The 16,149-nt window shown below is 68.2% G+C and carries 17 protein-coding genes and 1 tRNA gene; 7 read left to right on the top strand and 11 right to left on the bottom strand.

Annotation, left to right across the window (positions count from 1 at the left end; translation table 11 throughout):
• The first annotated feature begins 268 nt into the window (after positions 1 to 268).
• A complete protein-coding gene (locus AB0H50_RS09895; protein WP_357449067.1) occupies positions 269 to 2,566 on the top strand; it encodes an MMPL family transporter in 2,298 nt (765 codons plus the stop codon).
• A gap of 148 nt (positions 2,567 to 2,714) precedes the next feature.
• Here AB0H50_RS09895 and AB0H50_RS09890 read toward each other — a convergent pair whose 3' ends face one another.
• Positions 2,715 to 2,960 carry a hypothetical protein gene (locus AB0H50_RS09890; RefSeq protein WP_357449065.1) on the bottom strand — a complete coding sequence of 82 codons (246 nt, stop codon included), beginning with the start codon at positions 2,958 to 2,960 and terminating at the stop codon, positions 2,715 to 2,717.
• A 179-nt stretch (positions 2,961 to 3,139) separates the two neighbouring features.
• Here AB0H50_RS09890 and AB0H50_RS09885 point away from each other — a divergent pair, with 179 nt between their 5' ends.
• A complete protein-coding gene (locus tag AB0H50_RS09885) occupies positions 3,140 to 4,123 on the top strand; it encodes an EamA family transporter (protein WP_357449063.1) in 984 nt (327 codons plus the stop codon).
• A 67-nt stretch (positions 4,124 to 4,190) separates the two neighbouring features.
• On the opposite strand, the gene AB0H50_RS09880 is transcribed toward AB0H50_RS09885, so the two are convergent.
• Both AB0H50_RS09880 and AB0H50_RS09875 read right to left on the bottom strand, forming a co-directional pair.
• Entirely contained in the window at positions 4,191 to 4,391 is a 201-nt protein-coding gene (locus AB0H50_RS09880) for a hypothetical protein (protein ID WP_357449061.1), read from the bottom strand.
• Positions 4,392 to 4,535: 144 nt separating this feature from the next.
• Complete coding sequence (locus AB0H50_RS09875; RefSeq protein WP_357449059.1) at positions 4,536 to 5,177, bottom strand: NAD(P)-binding domain-containing protein; 642 nt, start codon at positions 5,175 to 5,177, stop codon at positions 4,536 to 4,538.
• A gap of 94 nt (positions 5,178 to 5,271) precedes the next feature.
• Between AB0H50_RS09875 and AB0H50_RS09870 the strand changes: the two genes are divergently transcribed.
• Entirely contained in the window at positions 5,272 to 5,658 is a 387-nt protein-coding gene (locus AB0H50_RS09870) for a helix-turn-helix domain-containing protein (RefSeq protein WP_357449057.1), read from the top strand.
• A gap of 245 nt (positions 5,659 to 5,903) precedes the next feature.
• On the top strand, positions 5,904 to 6,563 hold the full coding sequence (locus tag AB0H50_RS09865) for a hypothetical protein (protein ID WP_357449055.1): 660 nt from the start codon (positions 5,904 to 5,906) through the stop codon (positions 6,561 to 6,563).
• A gap of 104 nt (positions 6,564 to 6,667) precedes the next feature.
• Here the strand turns inward: AB0H50_RS09865 and AB0H50_RS09860 are convergent, their stop codons facing one another.
• Both AB0H50_RS09860 and AB0H50_RS09855 read right to left on the bottom strand, forming a co-directional pair.
• Positions 6,668 to 7,108, bottom strand: coding sequence for a hypothetical protein (locus tag AB0H50_RS09860; RefSeq protein WP_357449053.1), 441 nt, complete (start codon positions 7,106 to 7,108; stop codon positions 6,668 to 6,670).
• On the bottom strand, positions 7,105 to 7,362 hold the full coding sequence (locus AB0H50_RS09855) for a hypothetical protein (protein WP_357449051.1): 258 nt from the start codon (positions 7,360 to 7,362) through the stop codon (positions 7,105 to 7,107). Before AB0H50_RS09855 ends, AB0H50_RS09860 begins: the two co-directional genes overlap by 4 nt.
• Before the next feature lie 234 nt (positions 7,363 to 7,596).
• Between AB0H50_RS09855 and AB0H50_RS09850 the strand changes: the two genes are divergently transcribed.
• Positions 7,597 to 8,655 (top strand): hypothetical protein, encoded by a 1,059-nt coding sequence (locus tag AB0H50_RS09850; RefSeq protein ID WP_357449049.1) that lies wholly within the window; start codon positions 7,597 to 7,599, stop codon positions 8,653 to 8,655.
• 482 nt (positions 8,656 to 9,137) lie between these two features.
• Here AB0H50_RS09850 and AB0H50_RS09845 read toward each other — a convergent pair.
• The 3 genes from AB0H50_RS09845 to AB0H50_RS09835 form a co-directional block, all read right to left on the bottom strand.
• Positions 9,138 to 9,228 (bottom strand) — tRNA-Ser (locus AB0H50_RS09845).
• A gap of 64 nt (positions 9,229 to 9,292) precedes the next feature.
• On the bottom strand, positions 9,293 to 9,769 hold the full coding sequence (locus AB0H50_RS09840) for a nucleoside deaminase (RefSeq protein WP_357449047.1): 477 nt from the start codon (positions 9,767 to 9,769) through the stop codon (positions 9,293 to 9,295).
• A gap of 90 nt (positions 9,770 to 9,859) precedes the next feature.
• A complete protein-coding gene (locus AB0H50_RS09835) occupies positions 9,860 to 10,399 on the bottom strand; it encodes a tRNA adenosine deaminase-associated protein (RefSeq protein ID WP_357449046.1) in 540 nt (179 codons plus the stop codon).
• A gap of 58 nt (positions 10,400 to 10,457) precedes the next feature.
• On the opposite strand from AB0H50_RS09835, the gene AB0H50_RS09830 reads away from it, so the two are divergent.
• Both AB0H50_RS09830 and AB0H50_RS09825 read left to right on the top strand, forming a co-directional pair.
• Positions 10,458 to 11,411, top strand: coding sequence for a prephenate dehydrogenase (locus AB0H50_RS09830; RefSeq protein ID WP_357449044.1), 954 nt, complete (start codon positions 10,458 to 10,460; stop codon positions 11,409 to 11,411).
• Positions 11,408 to 11,548: a hypothetical protein gene (locus tag AB0H50_RS09825; RefSeq protein WP_357449042.1), complete on the top strand. Its 141-nt coding sequence runs from the start codon at positions 11,408 to 11,410 to the stop codon at positions 11,546 to 11,548. Before AB0H50_RS09830 ends, AB0H50_RS09825 begins: the two co-directional genes overlap by 4 nt.
• 10 nt (positions 11,549 to 11,558) lie before the next feature.
• Here AB0H50_RS09825 and AB0H50_RS09820 read toward each other — a convergent pair whose 3' ends face one another.
• The 3 genes from AB0H50_RS09820 to AB0H50_RS09810 all read right to left on the bottom strand — a co-directional run bounded on the left by AB0H50_RS09820 (position 11,559) and on the right by AB0H50_RS09810 (position 16,034).
• Positions 11,559 to 12,164, bottom strand: coding sequence for a putative glycolipid-binding domain-containing protein (locus AB0H50_RS09820; RefSeq protein WP_357449040.1), 606 nt, complete (start codon positions 12,162 to 12,164; stop codon positions 11,559 to 11,561).
• Between the two features lie 112 nt (positions 12,165 to 12,276).
• Complete coding sequence (locus AB0H50_RS09815) at positions 12,277 to 14,184, bottom strand: ABC transporter ATP-binding protein (RefSeq protein WP_357449038.1); 1,908 nt, start codon at positions 14,182 to 14,184, stop codon at positions 12,277 to 12,279.
• A complete protein-coding gene (locus AB0H50_RS09810) occupies positions 14,181 to 16,034 on the bottom strand; it encodes an ABC transporter ATP-binding protein (RefSeq protein ID WP_357449036.1) in 1,854 nt (617 codons plus the stop codon). Before AB0H50_RS09810 ends, AB0H50_RS09815 begins: the two co-directional genes overlap by 4 nt.
• Positions 16,035 to 16,149 lie beyond the last annotated feature (115 nt).

Genomic DNA, 16,149 nt, shown 5'->3' with positions numbered 1-16,149 from the left:
GCCCTCTTCGCTTATCTGGCACGGGCCCGCTTGGTGTGTCCCGTTTCCGGCCTCCGCGCGCCCCCCCCCCGGGCCCGGGTGGGGGGGCCGACGTGTCTCCGCGGGTTCTTGATCTCGTGCCCAGTACGCAGCAGACTCGGGGTGTTCGACTCTTTGCTCGGTAGACCGCCCGCGCATCGGCGCGGCGGCGGTAGTTCGCGAGCGCGGGCGAGTGAGCCCGCGTGTTCGTTCCGGAACCGGCTCGACCCGATCACGCGAGGAGAACCCGTTGTCCGTGTATCTGTACCGGTGGGGAAAGTTCGCTTTCCGCCGCAAATGGATCGTGCTGCCGGTATGGCTCGTCCTCTTCCTGCTGCTCAGCGCACTCGGCGCCCAGTTGAAGGAGCCGATGACCGACGACTTCAGCCTGCCGAATCTGCCGTCGGAGCGGGCGACGGAAATCCTCGACGAACACTTTCCCGGCATGTCCGCGGCGTTCGAGTTCGACGCCGTCACCGGCACGTACGTGATCGGCGCGCCGAAAGGGCAGAAGCTCACCGACCCGGTCAATCACGAAGCGGTCGTCGCGCTGATCGGCAACCTGGAGCGCCTCGACATCGTCGATCACGCCAAGCCACTGGTCGACCCGGTCGCCGCGGCTCAGCAGATGGGCTGCCTCGTGCCGCAGCCGAACGTCTCCACCTGTAGCGGAGCCCCGCTGAACGTGCTCAACAAGACCGAGCCCGACACCGTCGCGGTCATCAGCGTGCCGTTCACCATCAAGGAGTTCGCCGATATCACCGCCGAGCAGCGCGCGGCCGCTTACGACGCCGCCGACGCCGCGCGCAATGCCGGGCTCACCGTCGAGCTCAGCGGCACCGTCGCGATCGAACAGCAAGTCCCGAGCGGCAAGTCGGAGATGATCGGCATGGGCGTCGCGCTGGTCGTGATGATCGTGGCCTTCGGCGCCATCGTGGCCGCCTTCGTGCCGATCGTCACCGCGGTCGTCGGCCTCGGCGCGGCCACCTCGCTGATCCTCCTCGGCACCTCGGTGCTGTCCATCCCTAGCTTCACCACGTTTCTCGCCTCGATGATCGGCATCGCGCTCTCGATCGACTACGCGCTGTTCATCGTGTCCAGGTACAAACACGAACTCGCCGTGCGGGATTCGGCCGAGGATGCCGCGGGCACCGCATTGGCCACGGCCGGTTCCGCGGTGGTGTTCGCCGGTCTCACCGTGATCATCGCGCTCGTCGGGCTCAGCGTCGTCGGCGTCCGGTTCCTGACGTTCATGGGTCTCGGCGGCGCGCTCGCGGCGGGCTTCGCGGTGCTCGTCGCGCTGACGCTGATGCCCGCGCTGCTCGGCGCACTCGGGCGGTTCCTGTTCAAGCCCGAGCTGCCGCTGGTCGCCAAGCACGATCCGGAGGACGACACCGTCGTGACGAACGGCATGCGTTTCGCCCGGCTGATCGGCCGTGCTCCCGCCGTCACGCTGGCGCTCAGCGTCGTGGCGCTCGGCCTGCTCGCCGCGCCCGCGGCCGGGCTGAACCTCGGCCTGCCCGGCGAGGACAGCATGCCCAAGACCTCCACCGTGCGTAAGGCCTACGAACTGCGCACCGAAGGCTTCGGCGAAGGCAGCAACGGCGTGCTCAACGTCGCCGTCGACCTCACCGATGTGCCCGTCGATCGCCGGGCGGAGGCGCTGACCGCGCTGCGCGACAAGCTGGCCTCCTACGCCGACATGGACTACGTGACCGAGCCGACGCCGAGCCAGGACGGCGACGGCGCGCTGCTCGACGGCGTACCGAAGTCCGGCCCGAACAACCAGGACACCAAGGATCTGGTGCGCGACGCCCGCGAAGCCGAGGCGGGCCTGAACGCCGAGTACGGCATCCGATACGGGATCACCGGCACCACCGCCATCTACGCCGACATCGACCACGTACTCCTCAGCAAGATCGTGCCCTATATGGCGATCGTCGCCGGGGCGGCGTTCGTCCTGCTGATTCTGGTCTTCCGTTCCATCCTGGTGCCGCTGACCGGCGCGCTCGGCTTCCTGCTCTCCATGGCCGCCACCTTCGGCGCGACCGTGCTGATCTTCCAGGACGGCAAGCTCGGGCTGATCGAGGATCCGCATCCGATCGTCAGCTTCCTGCCCATCATGCTGATCGGTCTCGTGTTCGGCCTGGCGATGGACTACCAGGTGTTCCTCGTGACGCGCATGCGCGAGGAGTACGTGCACGGCGCCTCGCCCAAGGAGGCCATGGTCAACGGCTACCACCACGGCGCGCGCGTGGTCACCGCGGCCGCGATCATCATGATCTCCGTGTTCGGCTCGTTCCTGCTGGAATCCGACCCGACCGCCAAGTCCATGGGTTTCGCCTTGGCGGCGGGCGTGCTGCTCGACGCCTTCCTGGTCCGGATGGTGTTGATCCCCTCGCTGCTGGTGCTGATGGGCGAGTGGGCGTGGTGGATGCCCAAGTGGCTGGACAAGATCGTGCCGGATATCGACGTGGAGGGCGCGCGGCTGCGCGACCTGCGGGCCCCGGCGGGAACCGCGCGGGAGTCCGTCCCGGTCAGCGACTGACTCCCGCGCGGTCGAATCGGCCCCGCATCCGGTTCGGTGCGGGGACGTTCATCCCGGACGCGGCCGTCCACGGCCCAGCGATGGCCGGGGCGGAGATACGCCCGGCAACCGGTAGCCGACCGCCCGGCGCTACCGGATTGCTACCGAGTCACTCACTCGGCCGCGGCATGGCACAGTTCGACACCTTGGGGTTCAGTCCCATGTAGTTCAGCGGGCCGGAGACCGCGGTCAGCGCGATCGTGCCGAATCCGGCACAGTTGATCGGCCCGCTGCTGAAGTACTGCCGCTGGCCTGCGGCGATCATGCCGATGGCCAACCACACCAGGAGCAGCAGGCTGAACCACCGCATCCCGGATTCGCGCGCAGCCCGCCCGTGAGTCACTCGCTCGCGCATAGTCATCGCTTCCTTCCACACTCGCGCCGACTGGCGTAAGGGGGGAGATACCCTCATGCCCACCGGTTACTCCAAGTGCGCTCGGACACAACTCGGGCGACATTTCGCAATGGAGTAAGGCGTGCCCGGCAACCGGGCAGTCGACATTCTTTTACTTTGCACACCTAGCTTTTTGGCTCGTGGTCGTCACTTCGGTCGAACAGATACCGCCGCGCACACTTCCCCCACTTACCTCCGGTACACCCGTCGAACGGGTGCCCGCGCCAGTGCTGGTGCTCGGCGCGATGGTCTCCATCCACCTCGGCTCTGCCGTGGCCAAACACCTGTTCGCGCTCGTGGGCGCGGACGTGGTCGCGTGCCTGCGCATTGTTGTCGCCGGCGTGATCGCGCTGCTGCTCTGGCGGCCCGCGCTCCGGGTGCCTCGCCGCGCACTGCCGGGCATTGCCGGCCTCGGAATATCCATCGCCGCAATGAATCTCAGCTTCTACGCGGCCATCGAACGGATTCCGCTCGGCGTCGCGGTCACCATCGAATTCCTCGGCCCGCTCACCGTCGCCCTGCTCGGATCGCGCAAAATGCGCGACGCGCTCTTGGCGCTCCTCGCGGGCGCCGGTGTACTGCTGTTGATGGATTCCGACGGGCAGATGTCCTGGACCGGCGTGCTTTTCGCGCTCCTCGCCGGCGCCGGATGGGGCGCGTACATCGCCTGTGGCGCGGTGGTCGGGCGGCACACCGCGGGTCACGACGGGCTCGCGCTGGCCATGGCTTTCGGCGGCGTACTCGCGCTGCCTTTCCTTGTGGTGCAAGGCGGTTCGGCATTGCTGAACCCGATATTGCTGGCCGGGATCGCCGTGGTCGCGGTGTGCTCGTCGCTGGTGCCGCACGCCGTCGAGCTGACCGTGCTGCGGCGGATCGAGGCGTCGGTGTTCGGGGTGTGGATGAGTCTGCAACCCGCGGTCGCCGCGGTGGCCGGACTCGTGCTGCTGGGTGAGGGTCTGCGCGCGGCGCAGTGGGCGGGCGTCGCGACAGTGGTCGTGGCCGCCGCGGGCTCGGCCTATTTCGCGGCCGATCGAAGGCCGGGAGGAGCGGCGCACGAGGCTGCACAGGATGTGGCCGACAGCGTGCCACCGGCCACGCGGGATATGGCCGCGGCGGTGCGCTGACCGAATCGGTCCCGGGTGAGGACCACCCGGGACCGGACTCCGTCGCCTGGCGCGCTATTCGCGCCGACTACGGACTTGGTTGCGGCACATTGCAATCCGAGATCTTCGGATTCACGCCCATATAGTTGAGCGGACCCGCGATCACCGTGACCGCGATCGTGCCGAAACCGGCGCAATTGACCGGGCCGCTGTCGAAGTAGTCACGCTGGACGCAGGCAGCCACCCCGATCAACAACCAGATCAGGACGATCAGACTTCCGATTCTCATTGAACTCTCGCGCATCGTTCCCATACGGACGGCTCGGCGGCGCATTTGGCGTCACATCCCTTCCCGCTTCCATCTGTTCGCCGTATACCCGGAATCCGGGGTTCTACCGCGCGAACCGGACATTTCGCCCGGAGAGCTTTTTCGTCACGGTTGGCGGACCGCCGGTACATGCGGCACCGCGGCGCGCGGGTCGAAGCCTTCGAACGCGAGGCCGATCACGAATCCCGCCGCTTCTTCCAGTTGCCTGGCGCGGTCGAGGCCGCCCAGCACGGCGGCTTCCGCGCCGGCATCGCGGACCAGGAACTCGGTGACGCGCAAAGCATCTGGATCGTCCCCGCAGATCGCCACGGTCACCGGGCCGCCCGCCCGATCACCCCACTGCTCGGCGGGGAACAGGTGGAATGCCTTGACCACGTGCGCACCCGGCGCGAGTTCGGCCACGCGTTGCGCACCGGATCCGCCGGGCGGCGTGGTCAGCACACCGACCCCGTGATCGACGGCATTGGTCGGATCGATCAACGTGATGCCCGCCAGCGTCCCGGTGGCGGATTCGGCGCTGCGCAGGATGTCGGCCACGCCATCCCAGGCCACCGCGAGCAGAACCGCGTCGGCCTCGGCGACGGCCCCGCGCACCGTGGTCGCTCGCGCACTGCCACCCAGGCGAGCAGCCAGCAGCCGAGCCTTCTCCTGCGATCGCCCTGCGACGGTGACCTGATGCCCCGCTCGCGTCCAGCAGCCGCCCAGCGCGGCGGCCAGCGTGCCTGTGCCGAGAATCGCGATCCGCATCATGTCTCCCTTGTCGCATCCGTTCGGTCGACGGCTACGGTAGGGAAACCGATACGCACCGATCGGTGCGCGACAGGTGGGTGATCCTCGCGGAATGAGCGGTTACGAGAGCCACCGGGAGCTGGTCGCGGATTGCCGGGTGCGCGCGGCGACCGATCTGTTCACCCACACCTGGGACCCGGTCGTGCTGGCCGCCCTGCACAGCGGCCCCCGCCGCCGCGGCGACCTGCGCGCCGACATCGGCGGAATCAGCGACAAAGCACTCACCGAGGCGCTGCGCCGCCTGCTCGGCCACGGCCTCATCGAGCGCCACCGCTTCGCCCAGGCCCCACCCCGCGTCGAATACGGCCTGACCAGGCTGGGAGCGAGCCTGGTCGACGGCCCGCTGAAAGCCATGGGCGAATGGATTCTGCACCACGGCGACGCCCTGCTCGCCGCCCAGGACGACGCCGCCATGGAAGACCAACCCACACCGACATGAGGCGCGCTCCCGGCAGTCGCCCGATATCGCGGCGATGTCGGCGACTACCTGCGCTCGAAGTTTGCCGAGTCCAGGTATCGGATCCCAATTACCTTGCCGCTCAATCGGTTCCCCAATGTCGACAATGTCACATGAGTTGCTTTGCCGATCTTGCAATCGCTACCAATAGTGCGTTCACATCGCACGATACGACGTTCGATTCGTCCACATCGGGGGGTGGTCGGGGGTCGGGAGGGAGAATTCAAATGTTCCATCGCGCTGTCATGCGGGTCGGTCGTAAGGCACTCGTCGGTGCGCTGCCGCTGGTCGTGGCGACCACGTTCGCCGGTGCCGGGGCCGCGTCGGCCGACAACCACGCCGATCAGCAGGCACGGTTGGCCGCGGCGATCTCGACGTCGGGCACGGCCGCCGACATCGGCTACCGCACCACTGTCGCACCGGATCTGAGCACCGTGTCCGCCACGCTGGACGCAGGCACGTTCCAGCTGGGCGAGTCCTCGATCAAGGTCGTGGACAAGGCGGGCGCGGCGGTCAGCGAGCTTCCGCTCGAGCTGGCCACACCGTCCGGCACCAAGATCGCCCTGGACGCCGAGGTGTCCGAAGACGGCCACACGCTGTCGGTGAAGACCCCCGAGGTCTCGGCCGCGACGGGCGCCGAGCTGAAGGACATCGCGACCAATCCGCAAGCGCAGTACCCGGATCCGGTCATGAACGGTGCGGCCGCCGGCGCTGGCGTCGGCGCTGCCCTCGCCCTGATCACCTGCATCCCGACCCTGGCGATCTTCGTCGTCGGTTACGGTCTGTGCGCCGTGGTCGGCGTGGTGACCACGGGCATCATGGGCGCCGTGATCGGCGCGATCGTGGGTACGGTCATGCCGGACGTCATTCCGCAGGTCCTGCCCTGAACGTCAGCGATTGACCTACTGAGCTGAACCCGAGAAAGGCGCTGCGGCGGGAACGACCTGCCGCAGCGCCTTTTCTGCTCTGATAGTCAGCTGAATCCGCGAGCTCAGAGGTCGCCGGGCTCCTCGGCCAGCAGCGCGACTTCCAGCCACGGCAGCTCGGATTGGTAGGGCGCCCACCGCTGCGGCTCGACGGTCAACACGGCCAGGCCGAGGTGGGCCGCGACGGCAGCGGTGTGGGCCGCGGCGGCGTCGGCGATGGATGGGCGGTCCTCGGTGAGATCGCCGAGCACTACCGAAACCGCGCCGATCTCGATGATGTCGGCGAGGCTGGATAGTTCGATGTTCTCGACGTTTTCCACGACACCGGCCCATTCGGCGAGTCGCTCGTTGGCATGGCCGGCCTGAGCAACCGCCATGGCGACGGCAGGGACGGCGATCTGCATCGGCTGGGCGGCGAGGTTCGACAACAGCAAGGTCACTGTGTCGCTGCCGTCGAGATAAGCACGGATCACCGTGTCATCGAGGACATACCCCAGGTTGATCACAGATGACCTGCCCGTGTCTGGGCTTCGGCGACGAGGCGTTTGGTAAGTCGGTCGGCGGTTGCCACGGCCTGCGCGTTGCTCCTGGCGGCGGCCATCCGGGACTCGTAGGCGAGGCGATTGACCGTTCGGCGCTGCTCGTGCTCGGCGATCAAGCGGGCCACGGTGTCACCGAGCGTGGCCCCTTTCGGGGTGAGTCGTTGCAGGTCAGCGTGCACGCTTCGAGATGTGGTGATGGTAGTCGGTTTCTCGGTCATGAAAAAACAATAGCTGCCATAGCCACGGCATGAAATCGTCGGCGGCGAGTCGTGACAGCGTGTCCGCCGGACGAGAGTAAGCACTCCGTACGACTCGAAACGCCGGATGCATGAATTACCCACCCGGTACTACCCGCCGACGACGGAGTGGCGGAAGTGTCGGCAGCCTTGCCTTGCCGGTAGCTGTCGGTCCGTATCGCTAGGTTGTCGGTGACGATGAGGACGGGAGTGACCGTGGCCGACAACAACTGGGAGACGCTGTTAGCGGGTATTCCGTTGGTGTTGTATCCAGATTGGGATGACGACGGGGAAGTGGTGTGGCCACGCAACGGTGAGAATGTCCAGTTGCGGGATACCGCGACCGGGCAGCGAATCCTGTTCTTCCCCGACGGCAAAGGTGTCGGTATCACGGTGACAGTGCCCGAAGACCCGGTTGTGGCCGGACGGGTACGGTCGGTGTTGCAATCGCAGCGGACGACGTTGTTCGGTGCCGTGCGTGACTACGAAAACGGTGGCTGGCGGCCACTAGATGAACCGTTGTGGCGTCCTGTACCGGCTTCTGCGCGCCCTGCGGTCGAGGGTCGAAACGCCGACATGAGAGAGCAACGTCTCGAGGAGCTTGCCCGCGAATGGAGTACGGGATGGCGGCACACGGCCGATGACCAGCGTGAGGAGATCGCGACGGCGATCGTGGCAGTGCTCCGCGACGGCACAGGCACTACGCCGGATCAACTACGCATCAGCGCCTACAACAACTATGGCCCCACTGAGCCCCCACATGTGGGTGAAGTGGCTCCGGATCGGCCCACGTCTCGTGGCCTACCTCCGCAATGCACGGACTGGAACGAATTCGCCACCCGCTTGGAGTGGGTGCTGACGACGATGCCGTGGCTGGGGACTATCATTCTCGAGGAACAGGGGGAAGGCCCGAAATCCTTTGTCGTGCAGTTCTACAACAACCACGGCGTGGACATTGAATGTCTGATCCGGGACCCTGCTGGTCCCGAAGTGGGCGAACTCGATCACCGGATGAGCGGACTCGGATGGCATTGGGCGCCCGGCCATCTCGGTGGTGTCGACGATCCGGTTTGGCTGGGTCCATCGGCCGGACCCCGCACTGCGTGTCCGAGCATGCGCGAGCTGGCGGCGCTGACCGTGACGACGCTGCGTGATATCGGCGGGTTCGCGCACCCGAGCGACCTGGCGTTCAAGGCATTCTCGAATATGAGGGGGGTCGACGACATGTCGTATGTGGGCGCTGAGCTCGGCTCGAGCTCGGCACGACTGCACTAACGGCAGTTTCGGATGTCGGGCCGCTGACCTTTCAAGTTCTTGCCGGCTCACAGGTACCGTGGCGGATGATGCCGCGTTCAGCAGGTACAGGGGGACAAATTTGACCGAATATGTTGGGCGCGTTGGTGTTATCGGCGGGGGAATCGCCGGATTGGCTGCGGCCGCCGCCCGGTGCATCAAAGGCTGGGATGTCACCGTCCATGAGCCCGCGGCGGCATTCACTGCGTTGGGGGTGGTGTCCCCGCGCCGGATACCCACCCGATACCGAAGAGAGCGGTGTTCGTCCACCGACCGCGAACACCGCAACCCGAACACCGTCCAGTTTCGGTAGATGTGCCGAGGGCGTCGTAGTCGTCGGTGCCGCACAGCGTCGAGCCGTGGATTGCGCCCGAGCCGACCACCGAGCTACCGCGCGGGGCCGCACTGTTCTGCCCGAACAAAAGCAAAAAAGCCCCTCACCTGCGGGAGCAAGTGAGGGGCTTTGGCGGTGGCGGAGGGATTTGAACCCTCGGAGGGGGGTTACCCCTCACACGCTTTCGAGGCGTGCTCCTTAGGCCGCTCGGACACGCCACCGCCGACTAGGTTACCTGACCCGGTCCGGATCGCTAAATCGCCTGGCGAGGTGGGGTGCGGGCGGTCAGCGCTGGGTGCGGAAGAAGTCGTCGAGGAGGGCGGCGCATTCGGACTCGAGGACGCCGGCGCGGACCTGCGGTCGGTGGTTGAGGCGACGGTCGCGCACCACGTCCCACAGCGAGCCGACCGCGCCCGTCTTCGGCTCCCAGGCCCCGAACACGAGGCGGCCGACGCGCGCGAGTACCAGCGCGCCCGCGCACATCGTGCAGGGCTCGAGGGTGACGGCCAGGGTCGTGCCCTCCAGCCGCCATCCATCGCCGAGCACCTCGGCGGCGCGGCGCAGCGCGAGCACCTCGGCGTGCGCGGTCGGGTCGCCGAGCGCCTCCCTGGCGTTGGCGGCGCGGGCCAGCTCACGACCGGACGCGTCGAAGACCACCGCGCCGACGGGCACATCGCGCAGATCGGCCGCCGCGGCGGCGTCGAGCGCGGCGCGCATCATCGCGACGTCCGAGACGAGCGGGTTCTCGGGCAGCACACTCATGCCTGCGCCTCGCTGACGCTCGACTCAAGCATGCGCGAAGCGCGCTGGCACATGACTCGCTCACTGCGTTCCCTCATGCGCACACCGCGATCACCGCGGCAGCTTGTCCAGTACCGCCGAGAGTTCGTTGGCGAAACCAAGGCGCTGGGCGATCATGCCGAGCTGCTCGTCCGGGTACAGGTCGGTCTCGGCGAGAATCACGCTGAGCACCGGCTCGGGCAGGCCCAAGTCGGCGAGCACCGCGAGATCGCCCTCCTCCCACGGATCGATGTCGTCGAGTTCATCGGGATCGATATCGGGGATTTCGATATTCAAGGCCTCGAGCACATCGGCGGCGATGTCGTAATCGATCGCGGCGGTGGCGTCCGAGACCAGCAACCTGGTGCCGCTCGGCGCGGGCCGCAACACGATGAAGAACTCGTCGTCGATGTCGAGCAGACCGAAGACCGCCCCCGAGCTGCGCAATGCCTTCAGCTCGTTTTCCGCGACGGACAAATCGGTGAGGGCCGCCTGGCTCAACGGACTACACCGCCATTTGCCTTCTTCGCGGACAACCGCCACTGCGAACCCTTCCACGTCGTCGTAATCTTCCGACGCCGCCCTGTTCGTGCCCGAGCGCTGTGCTGCCATGGCCGCAACGGTAGTCGGCTCGAGCTCAAATGTTGAAGTCGTATGCGAATCTGTTCCGGTGACTCGCGACCAGAAAGCACCGGTGTGTGTCCTCGGGACCGGCCTGATCGGCGGTTCTCTGCTGCGCGCCGCCGCGACGGCGGGCTATACGGCATTCGGTTACAACAGATCGCAGCCAGGAGCGGCCGCCGCGCGTGCGGACGGTTTCGACGTCGATGACGACCTGCCCGGTGTGCTCGGCCGGGCCGCTCGAGCCGACGCTTTGATCGTGATCGCGGTGCCGATGCCCGCCGTCGACCACATCCTCGCCTCGGTGGCCACCTTCGCGCCCGAATGCATGCTGACCGACGTGGTGAGCGTGAAGGCTCCGGTCGCCTCGGCGGTGCGCAAGCACGGGCTGGCCGCGCGTTACGTCGGCGGGCATCCGATGGCCGGTACCTCCGAATCCGGTTGGGCGGCCACGGATCCCGATTTGTTTCGCGGCGCTGTCTGGGCGGTCGGCGTCGATGCGGGTACACACGCGGATCCGTGGCGTCGCGTGGCGGCGCTGGCGCTGGACTGCGGATCGGTGGTGGTGCCGGTGGTCGCCGAAGAGCACGATCGCGCCGTCGCGCGGATCTCGCATCTGCCGCACGTGCTCGCCGAGGCGCTGGCCGTCGCGGGCGCGGGCGGCGGGCCGCTCGCGCTCGGCTTGGCCGCGGGATCCTTCCGCGACGGCACCCGGGTCGCGGCGACCGCGCCGGAGCTGGTGCGCGCGATCTGCGAACCGAACGCGGACGCGCTGCTCGCGGTGCTGGACGAAACGCTGACGGTGCTCGGCGCGGCCCGCGACACCCTGGCCGAGGACGGGTCGCTCGCCGACCTGACGCGGGCGGGCCACGACGCAAGGAACGACTACGAAACCGCGCGACGCTGGGAGATCACCGACGTGCGCCCCGGCGACCACGACTGGCTCGAGCGGCTACGCGAGGCGGGGCAGCGCGGCGGGGTGATCACTTCGGTCGACGCGTGACCACCCTCCGCGCGCTGCCCGGGCCCGTCGTGACCATCACGCTCTTTGCAGAGGAGGGCGGCACCCTGGTCACCATGACCGAGTTGACGGACGCGCACAACAGCCCAGCACTGCTCCCCGAACTCGAGATGGGCTGAGCCGCGTCGGTCAGATGCGTTCGGCCAGCCCCGGGTAGTCCAGCAGGAAGCCGTCCTCGTCGACGGTGACCGTCGCGCTGGAGACCGGCGACAGCACGCTGATGCCGTCGGTTCCGCTGCTGTAGACCAGGCTGGCCTCCTGCACGAGCAGATCGGGCAGGCGCACGTACACCACGGGCACCTCCATGTCCCCGACGGCGTGCTGGAGCCCGTAGCGCCGGATCGGCAGGGTGTTGAAGAACGGGCTGAGCACCACGTCCACGTCGAGCGCGCCCGCGAAGGTGGAGCGGACGTGGCTGCCGCCCGCGTCGACCAGCCAGTAGTTCTCCTCGTCCCTGGCGATCGAGGCGTGCCGCTCCCCCGCCGCGGTGGTCGCGCGCAGCGACAGCCGCTTCGTCGCGCCGTTCTCGTCGGTGACCAGGTCGTAGGACGCGCTGAAGGCGGGGTGGTCCTCGCACGCGCCGCCGATCATGCGACCTGCGGCGCGAATGCGATTGCCGTTCAGTGTCACGCGCACCGATTCCATCCGCGTGGCGTTGTGCGCGCGCCACGTCAGAATCGCCGGCCACCGAGGTGCCGCCGGTTTGCTGTCGGGGGCGGGGGCTGGATTGGTCACATATCTACCGTAAGCGAAAAACCCCGGCACGCTGATTTTTTGCGGCGCTCGCGGGTCCCTGCGTGGTCACGCTGCGGTACCTCCTTCTGGCTCGTCGCGAACGCCGCGGGCATCACACGAGTGACTCGCGCCAGGCGGCGTGCAGTCCGGCGAATCGGCCGGTGCCCTCGATCAGCTCGGCGGGGGCGCCGTCCTCGACGATCCGGCCGTGTTCGAGCACCAGCACGCGGTCCGCGATCGCCACGGTGGACAGCCGGTGCGCGATGATCACCGCGGTGCGGTCACGCAACACCGTCTCCAGCGCCCGCTGAACCAACCGCTCACCCGGAATGTCCAGGCTCGAGGTCGCCTCGTCGAGCACGATGACCGCCGGATCCGCGAGGAACACCCTGGCGAACGCGACCAGCTGCCGCTGCCCCGCCGAGAGCCTGCCGCCGCGCTTGCGCACGTCGGTGCCGAAGCCCTCCGGCAGTTTCACGACGAAGTCGTACAACCCGACCGCGCGGGCCGCAGCGTGCACCTCGGCATCGGAGGCGTCCGGCCTGCCGAGGCGGATGTTGTCGGCGACCGACCCGGAGAACAGGTAGGACTCCTGGGTCACCATGACGACATTGCGCCGCAGGTCCGCGTCGGTGATCCGGCGCAGGTCGATCCCGTCCAACGTGACCGTGCCGCCGGAGGGGTCGTAGAACCTGGTCAGCAGCTTGGCAAGGGTCGACTTGCCCGCACCGGTCGCACCGACCAGGGCGATGACCTGCCCGGCCGGAATCTCCAGCGAGAACTCGGGCAGCACCGGTCCGCGCCCCGCCGCGGTCGCCGTGTCGAGCGCCTCCGGGCCGGGCGCGGAGTCGTACCCGAACCACACCTTGTCCATCCGCACCGCGCCCGCGGCCTTGCCGAGCGGCACCGGGTCCTTCGGTTCCGGCACCGAGGGCTCCTCCTCCAGCACGCCGGAGATCTTCTCCAGCGCCGCCGCGGCGGACTGGTAGGAGTTGAACACTTGGGCGAGCTCGTCGAGCGGGCCGTAGAACTCGTTGAGGTACAGCAGGTAGGCCGCGAGCACGCCGACAGCGAGGTTGCCCTCGATCACCTGCCACGCACCGACCACGATGACGATCACCGTGGTGAGGTTGCCGAGCAACCGGGTGAGCCCGGCGTAATCGCCCATGCCGCGCATGGCGGCGGTGGTCGCGGTCCGGTACTCGGCGTCCTCGACGGCTAGCACGGCCTCGTTGCGCTGCTCGCGGCGGAACGCCTGCACCGCGCGCATGCCGCCCATGGACTCGACGAACTGCACGACGACCTTGGCGATGGCGCCGCGGGTGCGCCGGTAGCCCGCCCGCTGCCTGCGCTGCGCCCACCTGGTCACCAGCGCCAGCGGCACGAAACCGACGAGCACGATGGCCGCGAGGGTCTGGTCGAGGTAGACCAGCAGCACCGCGATGGTGACCACCGAGAGGATCGCGCTCAGCGCCTGGTTGAGCGCGCTCTCCAGCAGTTCCTGGAGCGTTTCGATATCGCCGGTGAGCCGGGCGACCGCCTTGCCCGAGGTGTACTTCTCGTGGAAGCTCACGCTCAGCCGCTGCATGTGCGCGAACAGCCGGACGCGCAGGTCGAACAGCACGCTTTGGCTGAGCCTGCCCGAGACGCGCAAGAAGCTGAAGGTGGTGCATACGCTGATGCCGACCACGGCCAGGTAGCCCGCGACGGTCATCGTCAGCGGCGTCCAATTGCCCTTGGCGCCTTCGGAAATGCCGGTGTCGAGCCCGTAGGCGACGAACAGCGGCGCCGACACCGTGGCCGCGTTGTCCACGACGATCAGCACCAGCGCCAGCACCGCGAGCCTGCGGTACGGGCGCACCAGGTCGAGCAGCAGCCGCCGGGATCGCCCGGCAAGCACCAGGTTTCCGGTCTCGGTGACCTCTTTGTCCTCGCTGGCGATGCCGCGCCAGTCGGCGACCTGGTCGGCCGAATCCGGCTCGCTCACCGTGTCTTTCGACACAGTCTCGGTCGCGCTCACGATTCGCCTCCCATCAATTCGCGGTAGCGGGCGCTGCTGCGTAGCAGCTGGTCGTGACTGCCCTCGGCGACGATGCGGCCCTCGGCGAGCAACGCCACCCGATCGGCCAGCGCCGCGGTGGACGGCCGGTGTGCGACGAGCAGCGTTGTCGCGCCTGCCAATACGGTGCGCAGCCGTTCCTGCACCCGTTCCTCGGTCTCCACGTCCAGTGCCGACAGCGGATCGTCGAGCACCATGATCCGGGTGCGGTCACCGGCGCTCGCGCGGCCGAGCACCGCGCGGGCCAGCGCAAGCCGTTGCCGCTGGCCGCCGGACAGGCTCAGGCCCTGCTCGCCGATCCTGGTGTCGAGGCCCCACGGCAGTTTGTCCACGAAATCGGTGGCCTGGGCGACGTCGAGCGCGCGGCGCACGTCCTCGTCGGTGGCCTCCGGGTCGCCGAGCGCGACGTTCTCGCGCACGCTGGCCGAGAACAGCACCGGGTCCTCGAACGCGACCGTCACCAGCGAACGCAGGTCCGACACCCGCATGGAGGCGATGTCGATGCCGTCGATGGTGATCACACCGCCGGTCACGTCGTAGAGCCGTGGAATCAGGTTGAGCAGGGCGGTCTTTCCGCTGCCCGTCGCGCCGACCAGCGCCACCGTCTCGCCGGGCCGCACTCGCAGAGAGACATCGCGCAGCACTTCATGCTCCGCGTCCGGCGTCGGGTCCTTGCCTTCGTCCTCGCCGCGCGGAAACGCGAAACGCACACCGTCCAAGGTCAATTCGCCCGCGACGCGGTCCGGCAGCCGCACCGGATCGGCCGGGTCGGTGATGTCCACCGGGGTGTCGATGATCTCCCAGTAGCGGTCGGCCGCGGTGCGCGCGTCGTTCAGCTCGGCGAGCAGGAAACCGGTCCAGATGATCGGCCACTGCAGGAAGGTCGCCAGCGTGACGGACGCGACCAGGGTGCCGAGCGTCATCGTGCCGTGCGCGACCGCGTATCCGCCGTAGCCGAGCGCGAAGGCGATCGCCAGCTGCGGCAGGCCCATCATGGCCGACCAGAGCCTGGCGTCGAGCCGCACCTTGAGCAGTTCGGTCTGCTGCAACTCGCGTGACTGGGCGGTGAATCGCGAACCGAAGAACAGGCCGCGGCCGAACGCCTTGAGGACGCGCACGCCCTGCACCGATTCCTCCGCGGTGGTGGCCAGGTCGCCGGACTGATCCTGCGAGCGCCGCGAAGCCACCGCGTAGCGCCGCTCGAATCGAGTCGCGATGAACACCAGCGGAATCGAGATCAGGCCGAAGATCAGGCCGACCCGCCAGTTCAGCAGGCACAGCACGAGCAGGCCGATCGGGATCACCACGAGGTGGATCACCAGGAACGGTCCGGCGAACGCGACGAACCGCCGCATGATGGCCAGATCGTCGATGGCGCGCGAGAGCAGCTGGCCCGACTCCCAGGCGTCGTGACGCCCGATCGCCAGCGTCTGCAGCTTGCGGAAGATCTTGGCGCGCAACGTGATCTCGAACGCCGTCGCGGGCTTGGAGACCAGCCAGCGCCTGCCCCAGATGCCGACCGCCTCCAGCAGACCGAGCAGCAGCACCAGCAGGACGGGCGCCACCAGGCCACCGTAATCGCGGTGCGCGATGGGTCCGTCGATGATGCGCGCGATCAGCAGCGGGATGACGACCGCGGTCAGGGTCGCCAGCACCGCCAAGGTGGTCGCCCCGAGGAGGGCGGCCCGGTGCGGGCGCAGGTACGGCCCGAAGCGCCGCAGGGAATGCAGGCGGCCCGGCGGCGTCGCGGCGGGCCGCTCGGGTCTGTCCGCGTCCGATTCGGCCGACGGCAGCTCCAGCGTGACTGACAATGCTCCCCCTCGTTGTCTGCGGATCGCGGTGTCGAGTGATGCGGCGCCCGGCGATGTTCGCATCGGGGTCCGACATCCCAGGGTCGCACCGCCGAGCGTTCCGGCCAACCGATTT

It is taken from the genome of Nocardia sp. NPDC050793, from assembly GCF_040654065.1.
GTDB lineage: Bacteria > Actinomycetota > Actinomycetes > Mycobacteriales > Mycobacteriaceae > Nocardia.
Note: the sequence above shows the minus strand (reverse complement) of the source record. Positions and strands in the feature narration are given on the sequence as shown.